Raw genomic sequence first — 17,650 nt, 5'->3', positions numbered from 1 at the left:
GGGCCGGTTCGCCGGTCCCGTCACCCCGCGCGTCTGTTTTCCCGGCCGTTCCCCAGCGGCGCCGCCCGCTTCGGTGGCAGTCTGCTCAACATCAGACACGCAGCGAGAAGCGACAGAAGAAGGCGGAGGTGCCGTTCACGTGGCGTCCAATGTCAATCCCACCGTCCGACGCCGCCGACTGGGGATGGAGCTGCGCAAGCTCCGCGAGGACAAGGGCATGACGGCCGAGCAGGTCGCCGAGCGCCTCCTCGTCTCCCAGTCGAAGATCAGCCGGCTGGAGAACGGCCGCCGTTCCATCAGCCAGCGCGACGTCCGCGACCTGTGCGACGTGTACGAGGTCGAGGACCGCCGACTCGTCGACTCCCTCATGCAGATGGCCAAGGACTCCCGCCAGCAGGGCTGGTGGCACGCCTTCGGCGACATCCCGTACAGCGTCTACATCGGCCTGGAGACGGACGCCGCCAGCCTGCGCACCTACGAGCCCCAGATGGTGCCGGGCCTGCTCCAGACGCCCGAGTACGCCCAGGCCCTCATCCGCGGCGCGCTGCCCGAGACCGCGCCCCTGGACGTGGAGAAGCGCGTCCAGGTCCGCATGCACCGGCAGAAGCGGCTCTCGGAGACCGAGAACAACAATCCCGACGTGGGCCCGCTGCGCCTGTGGGCGGTGATCGACGAGGCGGCCCTGCGCCGGCACGTGGGGGACGCACAGCTGATGATCCGGCAGCTGGAGTACCTGATAGAGCAGTCCGAACAGCCCTACATCACCGTGCAGGTGATGCCCTTCGCGATGGGCGCGCACCCCGGCATGAACGGCCAGTACGCCATTCTGGAATTCCCGGACGCCTCCGACTCGACCGTCGTCTACATCGAGGGCGTGACGAGCGACCTGTACCTGGAGAAGGCCAACGACGTGCAGAAGTACAGCGTCATGTACGAGCACCTGCGCGCCCAGGCCCTCAACGTCGAGCAGACCCGGCAGTTCATCGCCGAGATCATCGAGAGCTACGCGGGCAAGGGCGGGTAGCGGCGGGGAAAACGGGCAGGTGGCGGGGCGGCGCAGCACCGTACACCGTCAGTCCCCGAGCGCAGAAGGGTTGCATGGAATATGCCACTCGGTCGGGTGAATGACCTCTTCACCCGTCGGGCGGTGCCGGTAGCGTCGATCGAGTCAGCCGGGGAAGACCGAATTCCGGCCGACGCCCCCACCGGCACTACTCGCTGAACCGGAGAACAACATGGCTATTCGTCAGGGCGGCACCGAGAACTGGATCAAGTCCTCCTACTCCGGCGGGAACGGCGCCTGCGTCGAGGTCAAGTCCCCCGCCGTGGAAGCCATCGCGGTCCGTGACTCGAAGGTGCAGGACGGCCCGTCCCTCACCTTCGCGCCGGGCTCCTGGACCTCGTTCGTCGCCGATGTCACCGAAGGTCGGCTGGGGCGTCTCGCCTGAGCTTCCCGGTACATGCCCTCCCTGTCCCCTCTGTACGGCCAGCACCTCCGAACACCGCGCGCAGCACTGACTGGAGCCCCCCTCGACCGGCCGCCGTCCTGGCCGAGGGGGCTCGGCCGTGTCCGGGACCGCACGCGCCGGTGACTCGGTGAGCGCGAGGCGGCAGCCCGCACGGCGCGCCTGGCCGCCGCCCGGCGGCTACCGCAGCTGGTCCACGTAGCGGTCCGTCCCCACCACCGTGGGGAGGAACGGCGCCACCAGCTCCACCCGGCCCAGCCCCGCTCCGGCCACCTCCGCGTCCAGCCCCTGGAAGCGGTCCCAGCACCGGCGGGGGTCGGCCTCCAGGAACCACAGCAGCGTGAGCCGCGTGTCGACGCCCTCGACCTGCTTCACGTACGCCATCCGGTCGCCGGGCAGCGGGGTCGGCCGGAAGACCGTCACCATCGCCGCCGCGGATTGGTGCAGCCGCTTCGGCAGCGCTCGTGAGCGCAACCACTCCAGCAGCTCGGCGCGCTGCTCGGGGCCGTCGGCGTCGATGACCTGGAGGACCAGCCCGGCGTAGGGGTGGTCCAGCGCGTGGTGGTCGCGCGGGCCGGCGGCGCCGTCGCGGTAGACGGTGGCCGCGTGGTCCTGGAACGACGTGAAGACGTGGGTGCGGTCCTGGTAGACGCGTCCGTCGCGGTTCAGCCGCTTGTTGATGCCGACGGTCCACTTCATGTGCTCGTCGTACCGGCCCTCGGTGACCCAGTACGTGGACAGGTAGCACCCGGCGGTCACGGGCTGGGCGACCGCCGACTTCTCGGGGTAGCGCAGCTCCTGCAGCTCCCGGGTGGCCACCCAGCGGCGGCCCGCGTACATCCAGGGCATGGCCATCGCGCCGGCGTAGTAGTGGTCGTCCTCGTACCAGCGGTTGTACGCGAACTCGTGGCCCGGGTGCGGTTCCACCATCGTGATCAGGGCGTGGCCGGGGCGGACCCCGTAGGGTCCGACGGCCGCCAGTTCGGCGTAGTCGTCGACGCGGGTGTCGGGGTGCTGCTCTCCTGTCGTCATGGGACCGGTCTAGCTGATGCCACGTCAGATGGGGAGTCCCGCGGCCGGGTTCAGCATGCGATACATACATGCCGGCTACACCTTTCGCGGCTACGCTGCGCGCACCCACCACCCGAGGAGTCCTTGTGCCCCTTCCCGCCGAGCCCGCCGGCATGGCCCCCGACAGCACGGCACCCGACAGGCGAGCCGGCTCCGCGGCGCCCCCGCCCCCGTTCGCCTCGCGCGCCACCTCCGTCGAGGGGTCCCCCGTCCGCGAGATCCTCGCGCTCACCGAACGCCCCGGGATCATCTCCTTCGCCGGCGGGCTCCCCGCCCCCGAGCTCTTCGACTCCGAGGGCCTGCGGGCCGCGTACGACGCCGCCTTCGCGACCTCGGCGCGGCGCGCCCTCCAGTACTCCACCACCGAGGGCGCCCCGGAACTGCGGGCGGCGGTCGCGGCGCGGGCCACGGCGCGCGGGCTGGCGACGGACGCGGACGACATCGTCATCACCTCGGGCTCCCAGCAGGCCCTGACGCTCATCACCAGCACGCTGGTCGAACCGGGGGACGTCGTCCTCGTCGAGAACCCGACCTACCTGGCGGCCCTCCAGTGCTTCCGGCTCGCCGGAGCGCGGGTGGTGCCCGCGCCCTGCGACGCGCGGGGCATCATCCCCGAGGCACTGGCCGAGCTCGTCGCGCGGGAGCGCCCCAAGCTGCTCTACACCGTCCCCACCTTCCAGAACCCCACGGGCCGCACCCTGCCCACCGGACGCCGGGCGGCGGTGGCGGCGACCGCCGCGCGGCTGGGACTGTGGCTGGTGGAGGACGACCCGTACGGGGAACTGCGCTACGAGGGCCGCGACCTGCCGTGGCTCGCCGCCCATCCGGGGGCGGAGGACCGTACGGCCCTGCTCGGCAGCTTCTCCAAGGTCATGGCGCCGGGGCTGCGGCTGGGCTGGCTGCGGGCGCCCGCGGCGCTGCGGCGGGCGGCGGTCGTCGCGAAGCAGGCGGCCGACCTGCACACCTCCACGGTGGACCAGCTGGCCGCCGCGCACTACCTGCGCACCGTGGACCTGGACGCCCACATCGCCACCGTCCGCACGGCCTACCGTGCGCGCCGCGACGCCCTCCACGCGGCCCTGGGCCGGGCCCTCCCGGCGGGCTGCGAGTGGAACCTGCCGGAGGGCGGGATGTTCCTCTGGGCCCGACTCCCCGAGGGCCACGACGCGACGGTCCTGCTCCGGTCCGCGGTCGCGCACGGCGTGGCCTTCGTCCCCGGGGCGCCCTTCTTCGCGACCGCCCCGGACCCCCGCGCCCTGCGCCTCTCCTTCACCACCCACACCCCCGCGGAGATCACCGAGGGCGCGACGCGCCTGGCGAAGGCCCTGGCGGCGGGGGCAGCGCTCTGACGCCCTCCCGCTCACGCCGGGCGGGCACGGGGCCGGCCCTTCCCGAGCCCGCCGCGCTCCCCTCCCCGAGCCCGCCCCGTTCCCCTTCCCAAGCCCGCCGCGCTCCCCTACCCTGACGCACCGTCAGTTCAGGTCGGTGCCGGTCGGCCCGCCCGAGCCCGCACCACTGCCCCGGAGGTCCCGCGATGCTGCTGCAAGGGAAGACCGTCCTCGTCTCCGGTGTCGGGGCGGGGCTGGGGCACCAGGTGGCCGCCGCCGTCGTGCGGGACGGGGGGAACGCCGTGCTCGGGGCCCGGACCGAGGCGAACCTCGCGAAATGCGCGGCCGAGATCGACCCCGGGGGCGCGCACACCGCGCACCTCCCCACCGACATCACCGACGAGGTTCAGTGCGAGGCCCTGGCCGCGCTCGCGCGGGAGCGGTTCGGGGGCCTGGACGCGGTCGTGCACGTCGCCGCCTGGGACTCGTACTTCGGCGGTCTCGCCGATGCCGACTTCGGCACCTGGCAGCAGATCCTCGACGTGAACCTGCTCGGCACCCTGCGGATGACACGGGCCTGCCTGCCCGCGCTCAAACGTGCCGGCGGCTCCGTCGTCATCATCGGCACCCAGTCCGCGGTCGCGGCCCCCAACGAGGTCCAGCAGGCCGCCTACGCCGCGTCCAAGGGCGCCCTGACCTCGGCCATGTACTCCCTGGCCCGCGAGCTCGGCCCGCACCGGATCCGGGTCAACACCGTCCTGCCCGGTTGGATGTGGGGGCCGCCCGTCCAGGCGTTCGTCACGTTCACCGCCCACACCGAGGGCGTGCCCGAGGCCGAGGTGCACGCCCGCCTCACCGAGCGCATGGCCCTCCCCGACCTCGCCACCGACGGGGACGTCGCCGACGCCGCCGTCTTCCTCGCCTCCGACCGGGCAAGGGCGATAACCGGCCAGTCGCTGCTGGTCAACGCCGGTGAGCTGATGCGGTGACCCGCGCCGCCCCCGCGGACGCGGATCGTATGCTCGGCCCATGACCACTCCGAGTGACGCCCCGACCGAAAACGCGATGCGCCGCGCGCTCCGGCGGGCCCGCGACGGTGTCGCGCTCGACGCGACCGAGGCGGCCGTCCTGCTCCAGGCGCGCGGCGGGGCCCTCCAGGACCTCGCGGCCTCCGCGGCGCGCGTACGGGACGCGGGCCTCGCCGCCGCCGGGCGGCCCGGCGTCATCACGTACTCGCGCAAGGTCTTCATCCCCCTGACCCGGCTGTGCCGCGACCGGTGCCACTACTGCACCTTCGTGACCGTCCCGGGCAAGCTCCGCCGCGCCGGCCACGGCCTGTACCTGTCCCCCGACGAGGTCCTCGACATCGCCCGCCGGGGCGCGGCCATGGGCTGCAAGGAAGCCCTGTTCACCCTCGGCGACCGCCCCGAGGACCGGTGGCCCGAGGCCCGCGAGTGGCTCGACGCGCACGGCTACGACGACACCCTCGCCTATGTGCGCGCCATGGCGATCCGGGTCCTGGAGGAGACCGGCCTGCTGCCGCACCTCAATCCCGGGGTGATGTCCTGGTCCGACCTCCAGCGCCTGAAGCCCGTCGCGCCGAGCATGGGCATGATGCTGGAGACCACCGCCACCCGCCTGTGGTCCGAGCCCGGCGGCCCCCACCACGGCTCGCCCGACAAGGAGCCGGCCGTGCGGCTGCGGGTGCTGGAGGACGCGGGCCGCTCCAACGTGCCCTTCACCACGGGCGTGCTCATCGGCATCGGCGAGACGTACGAGGAGCGCGCGGACGCCTTCTTCGAGCTCCGCCGCGTCCAGCGCAGCTACCACGGCATCCAGGAGGTCATCGTCCAGAACTTCCGCGCCAAGCCGGACACCGCCATGCGCGGGATGCCGGACGCGGAACTGGAGGAGCTGGCCGCCGCCATCGCCGTGGCCCGCCACATCCTGGGCCCCAGCGCCCGGATACAGGCACCGCCGAACCTGGTGGACGCCGAGTACGCCCTGCTCATCGGCGCGGGCATCGACGACTGGGGCGGCGTCTCGCCGCTCACCCCCGACCACGTGAACCCCGAGCGGCCCTGGCCGCACATCGAGGAGCTCGCCGAGCGCACCGCCGCCGCCGGCTTCGAGCTGCGCGAACGGCTCACCGTATACCCGGAGTTCCTGCAGCGCGGCGAACCGTGGCTGGACCCCCGGCTGCTGCCGCACGTCCGGGCGCTGGCCGACGCGGACACCGGTCTCGCGGACGAGGGCGCGCCGGTGCGGGGCCGGCCGTGGCAGGAGCCCGACGAGGGCTTCGCCGCCTACGGGCGCACCGACCTGCACACCGCCGTCGACACCGAGGGCCGTACGGGCGACCGCCGCGAGGACTTCGACCACGTCTACGGCGACTGGGAGGCCCTGCGGGAGGCCGCGGCGCCCGGGATGCGCGCGGAGCGCATCGACACGGACGTGCGCGGCGCGCTCGCGCGGGCCGCCGACGACCCGACGAAGCTCACGGACGCGCAGGCCCTGGCCCTGCTGCACGCGGACGGTCCGGCCCTGGACGCGCTCTGCCGGATCGCGGACGACCTGCGCAGGTCGGTCGTGGGCGACGAGGTCACGTACATCGTCACGCGGAACATCAACTTCACGAATGTCTGCTACACCGGCTGCCGCTTCTGCGCCTTCGCGCAGCGGCGCACGGACGCCGACGCGTACACGCTCTCCCTGGAGCAGGTCGCCGACCGCGCCGCGCAGGCGTGGGACGTCGGCGCGGTCGAGGTGTGCATGCAGGGCGGCATCCACCCGGACCTGCCCGGGACGGCGTACTTCGACATCGCGCGCGCGGTGAAGGAACGGGTCCCGGGCATGCACGTGCACGCCTTCTCCCCGATGGAGGTCGTCAACGGCGCGACCCGTACGGGGATGCCGGTACGGGACTGGCTGACGGCGGCCCGGGAGGCCGGGCTGGACTCCATCCCGGGCACGGCCGCGGAGATCCTGGACGACGAGGTGCGCTGGGTCCTCACCAAGGGCAAGCTGCCGACGGCGGACTGGATCGATGTCGTGACCACCGCGCACCAGCTGGGGATCCGGTCCTCGTCGACGATGATGTACGGGCACGTGGACCAGCCCCGGCACTGGCTCGGCCACTTCCGTACGCTGACCGGGATCCAGGAGAAGGCCCTGGCGAACGGTGTGGCGGGGTTCACGGAGTTCGTCACGCTGCCGTTCATCCACACGAACGCGCCGGTCTACCTGGCGGGCATCGCCCGGCCGGGCCCGACGGTCCGGGACAACCGGGCGGTGACGGCGATGGCACGGCTGCTGCTGCACCCGCACATCACCAACATCCAGACGAGCTGGGTGAAGCTGGGCGCGGAGGGTGCGGCAGAGATGCTCCGCTCCGGGGCGAACGACCTGGGCGGGACCCTGATGGAGGAGACCATCTCCCGCATGGCGGGCTCCGGTTACGGCTCCTACAAGTCGGTCCGGGACCTGATCGCGGTGGCCGAGGCCGCGGGCCGCCCGGCGAGGGCCCGTACGACGCTCTACGGCGAGGTCCCCGCCGAACGCCAGGCCGCGGCCCACGCCTCGGACGGCCACCTCCCGGCCCTCCTCCCCGTCCTGGACACGCCGTAGCCTCGGGCCGGACACATCGGGGCGGTGGGCGCGAGCGCGGGATGCGTGAGGTGTGGCTGAAACCGGCGCCCCGTACGGCGCGTGGCAACATGTGTCATGAGCCAGGGGTGCGGCTGGAAGTATTCGGATTCCGGCCGTTCTGCGCCCTCTTACGGACCGCTTGACGGACTCGTTCCGAGTTCGACCGAAGCTGTCCACTACAGTCGCGCCAGTGCCGTCGCGGGGGCGGTGGCAGGCACGGGCCAGGGGACGGTGAGCGCGGTGGACGCGACAACCAGTGCGGAAGCGGTCGCCTTTCAGGGCACGGCGGACGGAACGACCACGACCACGGCCCCCCTGGGGGGCCACGGCCACGCCGCCGCGGTGCCGGTGGGCCCGGCCGCTCCGGTAGCGGCGGGTCCGGTGCCGGGCGCTCCGGTCCCGGGCGCTCCGGTCGCGGCGGGTCCCGTACCGGGCGCTCCGGTGCCCGCGCCCGCACCCGCACCCGCGCCCGGCAGGGGCCGCGCCCGCACCGACGGGCACGGTCTGCGGGCCGCCGCCGTGGCCACCGCGCTGTGGGGCCGCGTCGAGCAGCAGGACTTCCGCAGCCGGGTGCGCGGCACGCTCCTCGGCTCCGCCATCGGCGACGCCCTCGGCGCACCGCTCGCCGGCCTCTCCCTCGGCGGCGTCCGCGAGGCCCACGGCTCTGCCGGGCTGACCGAGCCCGCGCCGTCCCACGGCCGGCGCGGCGCGGTCACCGCCGCCACCCAGCTCGCCCTCTTCACCGTGGACGGGCTGATACGGGCCCACGTGCGCCGGGACACCGGCAACTGGCACCCGCCGACCGACATCCACCGCGCGTACCTCCGCTGGGCCGCCACCCAGAGCGACTGGGGCCCCGACGAGCGCCGCGAGGACAACGGCTGGCTCGCGCAGGAGGAGTGGCTGTACGCCCGCCGCGCCCCGGACCGCGCCAGCCTGACCGGCTTCGCCGACGACGTACTCGGCACCCTCGACCACCCCAAGAACCCGGCCGCCCACGACGCGGGCGCCGCCGTCCGCTCGGCCCCCTTCGGGCTGCTGGTCGGCTGGGAGCCCTCCCTCGTCCTCCAGCTCTCCGTGGAGTGCGCCACGCAGAGCCACGGCCACCCCACCGCGTACCTCTCGGCCGGGGCGCTCGCCGTCATCGTGCACGGGCTGACCCGCGGCGACTCCCTCGACTCGGCCGTCCAGCGCGCGCTCGGCCTGCTGGGGTCCCGCCCGGGCCGGCAGCCCGTCACCGACGCCCTGCAGCGCGCCCTGGCCGCCGTCACCCAGGCTCCGCCGGGCCCCGAGGCCGTCGAGGCGCTGCTGTCGGACCGCCCGGGCGACGCGGCGGACGCCCTCGCCGTCGCCGTCTACTGCGCACTGGTCGCCGAGGACGTCCCGAGCGGGCTGCGCCTCGCCGTCAACCACGGCGGCGACTCCGCCGCCACCGGCGCCCTGTGCGGTGCCCTGCTCGGCGCCCTCCACGGCGAGACCGCCCTCCCCGCCGGCTGGCTCGCCGGCCTCGAAGGCCGCGCCACGCTGCTGGAACTCGCCGACGACTTCGCCCTGGAGATGACCCAGGGCCCCGCCCTGCACGGCCCGTCCTTCTCAACCCCCGGCTGGCTGGCCCGCTACCCGCGCGGCTGACCCCCCGCCCAGCACCCGCCCCACGCGGGGGCCGCCCCCACGCCCGACCCGCCCCGCCGCCCACCGGCCCGCGGTCCGGGCTCCTGGCCCTCTGCCGGCCTCGGGCGGGACGCCGTACCTTGGCCCTCCCACACCACACCGGAGGTGCCCCCGCATGCGGATCGCCACGACCATCTTCCTCACCGACCGCACCGTCTCCCCCGTCCGTCTCGCCCGGAGCCTGGAGGAGCGCGGCTTCTCCGGCCTGTACCTCCCGGAGCACACCCACATCCCCGTCTCCCGCGACACCCCGGCCCCCATGGGCGGCGAACTCCCCGAGATGTACGGGCGCACCCTCGACCCCTTCGTCGCCCTCGGCCAGGCCGCCGCCGTCACCGAGCGGCTCCACCTCGGCACCGGTATCACGCTGGTGGCCCAGCACGACCCCATCGGCCTCGCGAAGCAGGTCGCCACCCTCGACCACCTCTCCGGCGGCCGGCTCACGCTCGGCGTCGGCTACGGCTGGAACGTCGAGGAGGCCGCCGACCACGGCGTCGAGTGGCGTACGCGCCGCGAACTGGTCGCCGACCGGATGGCGTTGATGCGCGCCCTGTGGGCCCCGGAACCCACCGCGTACGCGGGCACGTTCGGTTCCGTGCGCGCCAGCCACGCCCACCCGAAGCCCGCCCAGGCCCCGCGCGAGCTCCGCCCCGGCGTCCCCCTGCACGGCCCCCGCACCCTGGTCGGCGGCCAGGCCGGCCCGAAGCTGTTCGCCGCCGTCGCCGACCACGCCGACGGCTGGCTGCCGATCGGGGGCGGCGGCCTGACGGAGTCGCTCCCGGTACTGCGCCGGGCCTGGGAGAGCGCCGGGCGCGACCCGAAGGCGCTCCAGGTGGTCCCGTACGCGGTCCAGCCCAACCCCGGCAAGATGAGCCACTACGCCGACCTCGGGATCGAGGAAGTGGTCCTCCAACTCCCCTCGGCACCCGAGGCGGAGGTCCTGCGCACCCTGGACGGCTTCGCGCAGTACCTCTGACGCCCGCCGGAGGCACGGCGCCCTCCGCCGGGCGCCGCAAGCCCCCGGCCGCCGTAATCCCCTCGACGATCCGCCCCGGTCCGCCGATCATGACGCCATGACCAACCGAGCGGACATCGAGGACCAGTGGGCGGCGCTCCCGGCCGGCATCCGCGACCAGGTCGACGGATACGTCCTCCAGGACGGCTACCTGCAGGCGGTCCTGCTGGCGCGGACGGCCGGCCGCGCCCGGGGCGTCGACCTCATCGCGGCGCAGCGGATCGTCCGCCTGCGCTACGAGCACTTCGGGGACCGGGTGGCCCGTACGCCGGACTCCCCGCTCGACCTGGCCTCGCTCGCCGCCCTCGCCCACGGCGTCGCGGGCCGCGTGGTGGCGGTGGAGGCCGTCTGGGACGGGGACACCGTCCACGACTGGTTCGTGAACCTGCTGGCCGTATCGGACGGACCGGCCGGGGAGACCTGCCTGGCCGCGGTCTACCGGGACCCGGCCGTACGCGCCCTGGCCGGCGCCGACGCGGGCCCGCTCCACCCGTCGGCGGCCGTCGCGACCCGGGCAGGTACGGCTCTGGCCGCCCACCTGGGCGTACCGTTCCACTTCGCGAGTCCCGACCGTCCGGACGACGAAGCCCCCCGCCGGCGCCTCTGACGGGGGCCGCGCGCCTACGTACGCCGGGGTGCCCGGCGGGGGAGCTCCGCCCAGACCGTCTTCCCGACCAGGCGGTCCATGACCCCCCAGTCGGCGGCGACGGCGTCCACGATGCGCAGGCCGTACCCGGATTCGGCCTGGTAGGCGTGCGGCTGCACGGCGGGCCGCCGGTCCCGCCGGGCGTCGGACACCTCCACGCGCAGGACACCCTCCAGCAGGGTCATCCGGAGCTCGAAGTCCCGGCCCGGGACGCGCCCGTGGGCCACGGCGTTGGCGGCGAGCTCGGCGACGAGGAGCCCCGCGTCGGCGGCGAGCTCGGTGGACTCGGGGATCCCCCACTCGTGCAGCTCCACGAGGGCGAGCTGCCGGGCGAGGCGGGCCCCGCGGCGGGTGCTGCTGAAACGCTGAGTGAACATGCGTACGAGGGTCCGGGCCGGGCCGGAAGGTGCGGTCATGGCTCCAACGTCCCGCGTGGCCTGCCTCGTTCAACACCACCCGGACTCGTACAAACCAACTGTACGAGTCCATTCCCTGGACAGTGGAAGTCACGGTGCGTGAACATTCCTGTCGGGGAGGTGACCGCCATGGTGAGTGCCGACGACAGCGGTGACGACGAGGTCGAACCGGACGACAACCTGCGCAGCTTCGGCGAGACGGTCAAGGCGTCGCGGAAACGGGCGGGCCGGACGCAGGAGCAGCTGGCCGCGCTGATCGGCTACTCGGTGCAGTACGTCGGCTCGGTGGAGCAGGGCCGCCGCCACCCGTCGCAGAAGTTCATCACCAAGACGGAGGCGGTGCTGGACACCTTCGGCGTCATCGGCATCGCGGCGAAGCAGCTGTCCCGGCGGCGCGGGCTGGCGACGTGGTTCCGCCGGTGGGCGGAACTGGAGGAGGTGGCCGTCACCCTCAACACCTACGAGTGCCGGTCGATCCCGGGACTGTTGCAGCCCGAGTCGTACGCGCGGGCCCTCATCGGCGACGTACTTCCACCGCCCACGGCGGAGGATGTGGAGGAGCGCATAGCGGCCCGCCTTGCCCGGCAGCAGCTCCTGACCCGCACTCCGTACACGGTCTTCAGTTTCATCATCGAGGAAGCTGTGATCCTGCGGCAGACCGGCGGCGCAGAGGTGACCAGCCAGCTCATCGACCATGTGCTGGAGTGCTCCCGGCCACCCAACGTGGACCTGCAGATCATGCCGTCGATCAGCCCGGAGCACGCAGGTCTCGGAGGTCCCTTCTGTCTCCTCGAAACCGAGGAACACGAGTGGGTGGGGTACAGCGAGGGACAGCAGTCGGGCCGGGTACTCTCCGACCCGAAAGACCTCAGCCTCCTCCACCAGCGGTATGCCAAACTTCGCATCCAGGCCCTCAACCCGGCGGACAGCGCGGGCCTGTTGATGCGATTGCGAGGTTCCCTGTGAACAGCTCCGAACTGCGGTGGTACAAGAGCAGCTACAGCGGAAGCGAGGGCGACAGCTGCGTGGAGGTCGCCCTGTCCTGGCACAAGTCCACCTACAGCAGTGGCGACGGCGACAACTGCGTCGAGGTCGCCGCCTGCGCCGACACCGTGCACGTGCGGGACTCCAAGGTGACGGCCGGCCCTCAGCTGGCCGTCAGCCCGGAAGTGTGGGCGGGCTTCCTCGGGGGGGTCGTACGCTCCACCGCATGATCGATTCACGTACCCATATCCGGGTGGCCCGGCCCTCTCTCGACCTGGCGGCCGCCGAGCGGTTCTACGTCGGCGGGCTCGGCCTCGAAGTGCAGTGGCGCAGCACGAAGAGCGTGCCCGGCGAGCACGACCTGCTGATGGTCGGGCCCGCCGGGGGCGGCTGGCACTTCGAGCTCACCCGGGATGCCGGCAACCCCGTCACGCCCGCGCCCACCGTCGACGACCTCTTCGTGGTCTACCTGGGCGCGGCTCCCGACGAGGCCCTCGTGCGGCGGCTCATCGAGCACGGCGGGACGCGGGTGGCCGCGCACAACCCGTACTGGGACGAGTGGGGCGTCACCGTCGAGGACCCGGACGGCTACCGCCTCGTGCTCTGCTCCCGCACCTGGGGCTCGACCATGCCGTAGGGGTTCAGTGCTCGCAGAGCGAGAACTCGCGTTCGTAGAGCTGTTCGTTGTGTTCGTCGACGAAGAACTTCCGTTCCTGCATGAGCTCCTCGCGGTACGCCTTGGCCTGCTCCAGCGTCATGGTCGTGGTGTCGGACCAGGGCTGCTGCGGCGGTACGTCCGAGGTCGAGACGATCCGCTGCGTCGGGTCGACGAGGAAGAAGGCGAGGATCTTGCGGTGGCCCGGGCGGGTCGGGTCCGCGAGGCGGAAGGCGTCTACGCGGTGCTGGAAGACGTTGGGAAAGGCCAGGCAGCGGCCTCCCGGGGTCGGTACCGCGCCCAGCGCCTGGTTCAGGGCGTCCTCGTCTTCGAGACCGTAGACCTCGCGCAGCCCGGTGTCGTCGTTCTGTTCGTAGCGCGGGTCGTCGAGGGCGGCGCGGAATCCCAGCCGGCTCTCGGTGATGTTCTCGCTGTCCCAGTAGTAGATGCCGGTCGAGACGATCCGCTCGTTCAGCATGCCCTCGACGTGCCAGGAACCGCCGGCGTACTCCGGCTGGTCCGGGGTGAGGTGGACGGTGGCCAGCTTGACGATGACCTGGAGGCGGCGCCCGCGCAGGTCGATGCGCGCGGAGGCGTCGGGCAGGGCGGGCGGGCTGAACTCCGGGGCGTCCGGGACGATCGGCTGGCGGTTCTCGAACCACTCCTCGTACGCCTCGTCCCAGGCGTCGCGGGCCTCCACGTAGGCGTCGTTGTCGGGGTAGGACGACTTGTGCGGGTACTCCGGCTCGGAGTCGTACCAGCTGTAGGGGTCGGCCTCGATCCGCAGGGGCCGCGGGTGCCGCAGATCGGTGAGCACGTTCTCGAACAGCGGGAGCAGGCGCGCGAACAGGTCCGGCAGGACGGACTCCAGTGCGCGGTGCTCCTCGGGGTGGACGTTGTTGACGTACGAGCGGAAGGCGACGGCTCCGTCCTCGCTGACGTCGACGTCCGTGGGCAGCCACTGGAACCGCTCCGAGAACTCGTACTTCGCGTAGTGGGTCGTCGGGTTCTGCCACGCCTGCTCGGGACCTCCGCTCGCCTCCCTCACCAGACAGAACAGGGAGGGATGGACGAGGTCCAGCACCTGGCCGTCGGATCCGGGGTGCCAGTCCCGCGCCGCTTCGGGGACCTCTTCCAGGACCCGGACCGCCTCGCGCAGCCGGGTCCTGAGCTGCTCGTCGACGAGGGTGTCCGACTGCCAGACGCCGTCGACCGCGGAGACTTCGATGCCGGTGCGCGCGTCCCGCAAGGCGGCGTAGTGCTCCAGTTCGGCGAGGACGTAGCGCACTTGGGCTTCGGTCATGCCCTGCGCCATCGCCTCCTGCGTCCACCGGGCGGCGATGTCGGCGTCGTTCATCTTGTCGAACCACGCGGGCTTGGCGCGCAGGTGCGAACTGCACTGCATCATCTGCAGCTCCCGCAACGTCCGGGGCGTCGTGAACGCCGGGGAACGGGTGCTCTGGAAGGGAAGCGGGAAGGCGGACAGGCCGGTCACTGCTGAGGGATCCTCACGGTCGGTGTGCGGTGCCGGGAAGGATAGCCCGGGGCGCTGACACCCCCGCGGCGGCCCCGGGACCACCCCGCACGGCACGGGGCCGAGGGTGGCCGCGGGCGATCCGGCCCGCGCAGTGCGGCGAGTTGCCGTGCCGGGCGTCGCGACATGGTGAACCTTTCCGGTCACAGCACTAGCCTTCCCTGGGAAGGCTGTCGGTGGTCCCAAGGAGGCTTGCCATGGCGGGTGTTTCGGGCGGAGCCCGTATCGCGGTGCGGGCGGCCGCCGTCGTCACCGGGCTGGTCGCGGTGGGGCTGGTCGTGGTCGTGCTGGTGGTCGATCTCGACACGGCCGACAAGGTCGGGACCCTGATCGGGGCCGTCCTGGCCGCCGCGGGCCTCACGGTCGCGGTGATCGCCCTCGTACGAGCGCCCGCGCCGCCCGTGCCGGCGCCACCGGTGGTGCGGGCCGGGCAGGGCGGTGTGGCGGCGGGCGGGAGCATCACCGGCAGCGCCCTCGGCGCGAACTCCCGCGTGCACGCCCAGCCCCCGGCCGCCGCTCCCGCTCCGGGCTCGGGCCCGGCCGCGGACGTGCGCGCCGAGCCGGGCGGCGTCGCCGCGGGCGGCGACATCGCCGGCAGCGCCCTCGGCGACGGCAGCGAGGTCCGGTGACGCGGTGGCGCCCCCGTCGGCCCCGGTGGTTGCCCGCCGCGGCCGAGCCCGCCACGGAACCAGGGGCCGGGTCAGGGGCCTCGCCGGGGTCCGGGACCAACGCCGGGGCCTCGACGGCGGCCTCGACCGGGACCGGAACCGAGGCCGGGGCCGGAGGCGTGCCCGGCGTCGGAGGCGGGCCCGAGGCCGGAGGCGGGCCCGAGGCCGGGGCCGGATCCGTCGCGGAGCGGCGCCCCCGGGAGGAGACGCGGCCGGAACGCGGCCCGGGGACGCCCGCCCTGCCCGGGGCGGGGACGGGGCCCGCGCGAGCGTCCGTGGCGGCGGGCGCGCACGCGGTGGCCGCCGGCCGCGACATCAGCGGGAGTGCTCTCGGCCCGCACAGCAGCGTCACCACGTACATGACCACCCAGCACTTCACCCTGCCCGGACCGGAGGTCACCTGGCCGCTGCGGGTGGGGGCCCCGCCGCTGCTCGCGTCCTCGTTCCAGCAGCGCCCCGCGCTGCGGGCGGCGGTCGACGGGGCGCGGGCGGCGGGCGAGGACGCGGTACTGGCGCAGGTGCTGTCAGGGGCCGGCGGTGTGGGGAAGTCCCAACTCGCCGCCGCCTACGCCCATGAGGCCGTCCTCACCGGGGTCGACCTGATCCTGTGGGTCCCCGCGGCCGACATCCAGCAGCTCACCACCCTCTACGCCCGGACCGCCCGCCTGGTCCGCGCCCCCGGCGCCCTGGGGGACGACCCCGAGCAGGACGCCCGGGCGCTGCTGGACTGGCTCGCCACCACCGGGCGCAGGTGGCTCGTGGTCCTCGACGACGTCACCGACCCCGCCGCCGTGGCGCCCTGGTGGCCTCCGGCGCGGCCGGGAAACGGGTGGGTGCTGGCGACGACCCGGCTGAAGGACGGCCGGCTGACCGGGCAGGGGCGCCGCCGGGTGGACGTGGACGTGTACACCGCCGCCGAGGCCGTGGCGTACCTCGAACACCGGCTGGCCGCCGACGGGGCCGGCCACCTCCTGGACGGCAGCCAGGGCCGACTGGCCGCGGAGCTGGGGCACCTGCCGCTCGCGGTCGGCCACGCGGCGGCGTACGTCCTCGACCAGCAGCTCGGTTGCGGCGCGTACCTGGACCTGCTGCGCGAGCGCCGGCTCGCCGAGCTGCTGCCGGCGTGGGCGGACACGGAGAACTACGGCCGCCCGATCACCGCGACCCTGCTGCTGTCCCTCACCGCGGCCGAGGCGGCGTCACCCCGCGGGCTGGCGCGGCCGGTCCTGGAACTGGCAGCGCTCCTCGACCCGGCCGGCCATCCCGCGGCCCTGTGGGACAGCGAGACGGTCCTGGCCCACCTCACGGAGGCGGTCGCCGACACAGCCGACGCCGATCCGGCCCGCGCCGCCGAGGTCCGCGCCGAGGAGGTCCGCGCCGCCGAGGTCCGCGCCGAGGAGGTCCGCGACACCCTGCTGGTCCTGCACCGCTACGCCCTGCTCACGTACGACTCGCGCACCACCCACCACGAGGTCCGCGTCCACGCCCTCACCGCGCGGGCCGTCCGGGAGACCACCCGGCGAGCCCTCCGGGTGGTCCTCGCGCAGACCGCCGCGGAGGCGCTGCTCGACATCTGGCCGCCCGTCGACGGCACCCGCGCCGACCTCAACGCCGTCCTGCGCGCCAACGCCGACACGGTCGCCCACCACGCCGGCGGGCACCTCTGGGACGGCGAGGCCCATTCCCTGCTGTTCCAGGCGGGCAAGAGCTTGCTGGCCGACGGGCTCCCCCACGCCGCTCTCACCCACTGGGAGGAGCTGCTCACCAAGGCGGAGGACCTGCTGGGCGCCGACCACAGCGACATCGACCTCGTCCGCGCCAACCTCGCCGCCGCGTACGGCGCGCTCGGCCGCTACCAGGAGGCGCTCCACCTGCATGAGCAGGTGCTGGACAACCGGGTCCGGCTCCTCGGTGACGACCACCCCGACACGAACCTCGTACGCAGCCACCTCGCCGGGACCTACAGCGACCTCGGCCGCGACGACGAGGCCCTGCACCTCATGCGGCGGGTGGTGGCGGACTACGACCGCCTGCTCGGGGCGGACCACCCGCACACCCACACCGCGCGCAACAACCTCGCCGCCACGTACAACGACCTCGGGCAGTACAGCGAGGCCCTCCATCTGCTGGAGGAGGTCCTCGCCGCACGCGAACGGCTCCTCGGCGACGACCACCCGGACACCCACCGCGCGCGCCACAACCTCGCCACCTCCTACGGCCACCTCGGCCGGCACCAGGAAGCCCTCGACCTGACGCAGCGGGTCCTGGCCGCCCGGGAGCGCCTTCTGGGCGACGACCACCCGGAGACCCTCCTGGCACGCAACAACCTCGCCGGCGCCCACAGCAACCTCGGCCGGCACCACGACGCCCTGCGCCTCATCGAGCGGGCCCTGGAGGGCTACGTACGGCTCCTGGGCGACGACCACCCCGATACCCGTCTCGCACGCGGGAACCTCGTCGCCGTCTACCGCAACCTCGGCCGCCACGACGAGGCCGACCGGCTGTCGCGGCCCGCGGAGGGGTGAGGCGCGGCGCGCCGGGGCGTACG

At 73.7% G+C, this 17,650-nt stretch carries 16 protein-coding genes; 13 read left to right on the top strand and 3 right to left on the bottom strand.

The window, feature by feature from the left end; translation table 11 throughout:
- Positions 1-139 precede the first annotated feature (139 nt).
- Positions 140-1,024 (top strand): helix-turn-helix domain-containing protein, encoded by an 885-nt coding sequence (locus tag ACFWUQ_RS17000; RefSeq protein ID WP_384538513.1) that lies wholly within the window; start codon positions 140-142, stop codon positions 1,022-1,024.
- Positions 1,025-1,235: 211 nt separating this feature from the next.
- Entirely contained in the window at positions 1,236-1,448 is a 213-nt protein-coding gene (locus tag ACFWUQ_RS16995; RefSeq protein ID WP_384538511.1) for a DUF397 domain-containing protein, read from the top strand.
- Positions 1,449-1,646: 198 nt separating this feature from the next.
- On the opposite strand, the gene ACFWUQ_RS16990 is transcribed toward ACFWUQ_RS16995, so the two are convergent.
- A complete protein-coding gene (locus ACFWUQ_RS16990) occupies positions 1,647-2,498 on the bottom strand; it encodes a hypothetical protein (protein WP_384538509.1) in 852 nt (283 codons plus the stop codon).
- A gap of 152 nt (positions 2,499-2,650) precedes the next feature.
- On the opposite strand from ACFWUQ_RS16990, the gene ACFWUQ_RS16985 reads away from it, so the two are divergent.
- From ACFWUQ_RS16985 to ACFWUQ_RS16960, 6 genes are all read left to right on the top strand, one after another.
- Complete coding sequence (locus ACFWUQ_RS16985) at positions 2,651-3,886, top strand: PLP-dependent aminotransferase family protein (RefSeq protein ID WP_384538521.1); 1,236 nt, start codon at positions 2,651-2,653, stop codon at positions 3,884-3,886.
- Between the two features lie 185 nt (positions 3,887-4,071).
- Complete coding sequence (locus ACFWUQ_RS16980) at positions 4,072-4,854, top strand: SDR family oxidoreductase (protein ID WP_384538508.1); 783 nt, start codon at positions 4,072-4,074, stop codon at positions 4,852-4,854.
- A 40-nt stretch (positions 4,855-4,894) separates the two neighbouring features.
- Positions 4,895-7,492: a bifunctional FO biosynthesis protein CofGH gene (locus ACFWUQ_RS16975; RefSeq protein ID WP_384538506.1), complete on the top strand. Its 2,598-nt coding sequence runs from the start codon at positions 4,895-4,897 to the stop codon at positions 7,490-7,492.
- Positions 7,493-8,032: 540 nt separating this feature from the next.
- Entirely contained in the window at positions 8,033-9,145 is a 1,113-nt protein-coding gene (locus tag ACFWUQ_RS16970) for an ADP-ribosylglycohydrolase family protein (protein ID WP_384538519.1), read from the top strand.
- Between the two features lie 154 nt (positions 9,146-9,299).
- Complete coding sequence (locus ACFWUQ_RS16965; protein WP_384538505.1) at positions 9,300-10,160, top strand: TIGR03619 family F420-dependent LLM class oxidoreductase; 861 nt, start codon at positions 9,300-9,302, stop codon at positions 10,158-10,160.
- Between the two features lie 97 nt (positions 10,161-10,257).
- Entirely contained in the window at positions 10,258-10,806 is a 549-nt protein-coding gene (locus ACFWUQ_RS16960) for a hypothetical protein (protein WP_384538503.1), read from the top strand.
- Positions 10,807-10,820: 14 nt separating this feature from the next.
- Here ACFWUQ_RS16960 and ACFWUQ_RS16955 read toward each other — a convergent pair whose 3' ends face one another.
- On the bottom strand, positions 10,821-11,261 hold the full coding sequence (locus ACFWUQ_RS16955; protein WP_384538501.1) for an ATP-binding protein: 441 nt from the start codon (positions 11,259-11,261) through the stop codon (positions 10,821-10,823).
- Between the two features lie 129 nt (positions 11,262-11,390).
- On the opposite strand from ACFWUQ_RS16955, the gene ACFWUQ_RS16950 reads away from it, so the two are divergent.
- Genes ACFWUQ_RS16950 through ACFWUQ_RS16940 form a run of 3 tightly spaced genes read left to right on the top strand, consistent with a single transcriptional unit; the run spans position 11,391 to position 12,882 of the window.
- Positions 11,391-12,227, top strand: a complete 837-nt coding sequence (locus tag ACFWUQ_RS16950) for a Scr1 family TA system antitoxin-like transcriptional regulator (protein ID WP_384538500.1) — start codon at positions 11,391-11,393, stop codon at positions 12,225-12,227.
- Positions 12,224-12,475, top strand: a complete 252-nt coding sequence (locus ACFWUQ_RS16945; RefSeq protein WP_384538499.1) for a DUF397 domain-containing protein — start codon at positions 12,224-12,226, stop codon at positions 12,473-12,475. The genes ACFWUQ_RS16950 and ACFWUQ_RS16945 overlap by 4 nt, the downstream gene beginning before the upstream one ends.
- Positions 12,472-12,882 (top strand): VOC family protein, encoded by a 411-nt coding sequence (locus ACFWUQ_RS16940; protein WP_384538497.1) that lies wholly within the window; start codon positions 12,472-12,474, stop codon positions 12,880-12,882. Before ACFWUQ_RS16945 ends, ACFWUQ_RS16940 begins: the two co-directional genes overlap by 4 nt.
- A 4-nt stretch (positions 12,883-12,886) precedes the next feature.
- Here the strand turns inward: ACFWUQ_RS16940 and ACFWUQ_RS16935 are convergent, their stop codons facing one another.
- Positions 12,887-14,479, bottom strand: coding sequence for a DUF4246 domain-containing protein (locus tag ACFWUQ_RS16935; RefSeq protein ID WP_384538517.1), 1,593 nt, complete (start codon positions 14,477-14,479; stop codon positions 12,887-12,889).
- Positions 14,480-14,631: 152 nt separating this feature from the next.
- Here ACFWUQ_RS16935 and ACFWUQ_RS16930 point away from each other — a divergent pair, with 152 nt between their 5' ends.
- Together ACFWUQ_RS16930 and ACFWUQ_RS16925 are read left to right on the top strand one after the other, a co-directional pair.
- A complete protein-coding gene (locus tag ACFWUQ_RS16930) occupies positions 14,632-15,063 on the top strand; it encodes a hypothetical protein (protein WP_384538496.1) in 432 nt (143 codons plus the stop codon).
- Between the two features lie 158 nt (positions 15,064-15,221).
- Positions 15,222-17,627, top strand: coding sequence for a tetratricopeptide repeat protein (locus ACFWUQ_RS16925; RefSeq protein WP_384538494.1), 2,406 nt, complete (start codon positions 15,222-15,224; stop codon positions 17,625-17,627).
- The last annotated feature ends 23 nt before the right edge of the window (positions 17,628-17,650 follow it).

Origin of the sequence: Streptomyces sp. NPDC058662 (assembly GCF_042716255.1) — a bacterium.
Taxonomy (GTDB): domain Bacteria; phylum Actinomycetota; class Actinomycetes; order Streptomycetales; family Streptomycetaceae; genus Streptomyces.
This window is presented reverse-complemented; position numbering and strand designations above follow the sequence as displayed.

What these genes read in the sequence shown, in the direction of transcription:
- ACFWUQ_RS16930 (WP_384538496.1), top strand. Translation starts at nt 14,632, where the DNA reads ATGGCGGGTGTTTCGGGCGGAGCCCGTATCGCGGTGCGGGCGGCCGCC.
- ACFWUQ_RS16995 (WP_384538511.1), top strand. Translation starts at nt 1,236, where the DNA reads ATGGCTATTCGTCAGGGCGGCACCGAGAACTGGATCAAGTCCTCCTAC.
- ACFWUQ_RS16940 (WP_384538497.1), top strand. Translation starts at nt 12,472, where the DNA reads ATGATCGATTCACGTACCCATATCCGGGTGGCCCGGCCCTCTCTCGAC.
- ACFWUQ_RS16960 (WP_384538503.1), top strand. Translation starts at nt 10,258, where the DNA reads ATGACCAACCGAGCGGACATCGAGGACCAGTGGGCGGCGCTCCCGGCC.
- ACFWUQ_RS16965 (WP_384538505.1), top strand. Translation starts at nt 9,300, where the DNA reads ATGCGGATCGCCACGACCATCTTCCTCACCGACCGCACCGTCTCCCCC.
- ACFWUQ_RS16955 (WP_384538501.1), bottom strand. Translation starts at nt 11,261, where the DNA reads ATGACCGCACCTTCCGGCCCGGCCCGGACCCTCGTACGCATGTTCACT.
- ACFWUQ_RS16950 (WP_384538500.1), top strand. Translation starts at nt 11,391, where the DNA reads ATGGTGAGTGCCGACGACAGCGGTGACGACGAGGTCGAACCGGACGAC.
- ACFWUQ_RS16990 (WP_384538509.1), bottom strand. Translation starts at nt 2,498, where the DNA reads ATGACGACAGGAGAGCAGCACCCCGACACCCGCGTCGACGACTACGCC.
- ACFWUQ_RS16985 (WP_384538521.1), top strand. Translation starts at nt 2,651, where the DNA reads ATGGCCCCCGACAGCACGGCACCCGACAGGCGAGCCGGCTCCGCGGCG.
- ACFWUQ_RS16975 (WP_384538506.1), top strand. Translation starts at nt 4,895, where the DNA reads ATGACCACTCCGAGTGACGCCCCGACCGAAAACGCGATGCGCCGCGCG.
- ACFWUQ_RS16980 (WP_384538508.1), top strand. Translation starts at nt 4,072, where the DNA reads ATGCTGCTGCAAGGGAAGACCGTCCTCGTCTCCGGTGTCGGGGCGGGG.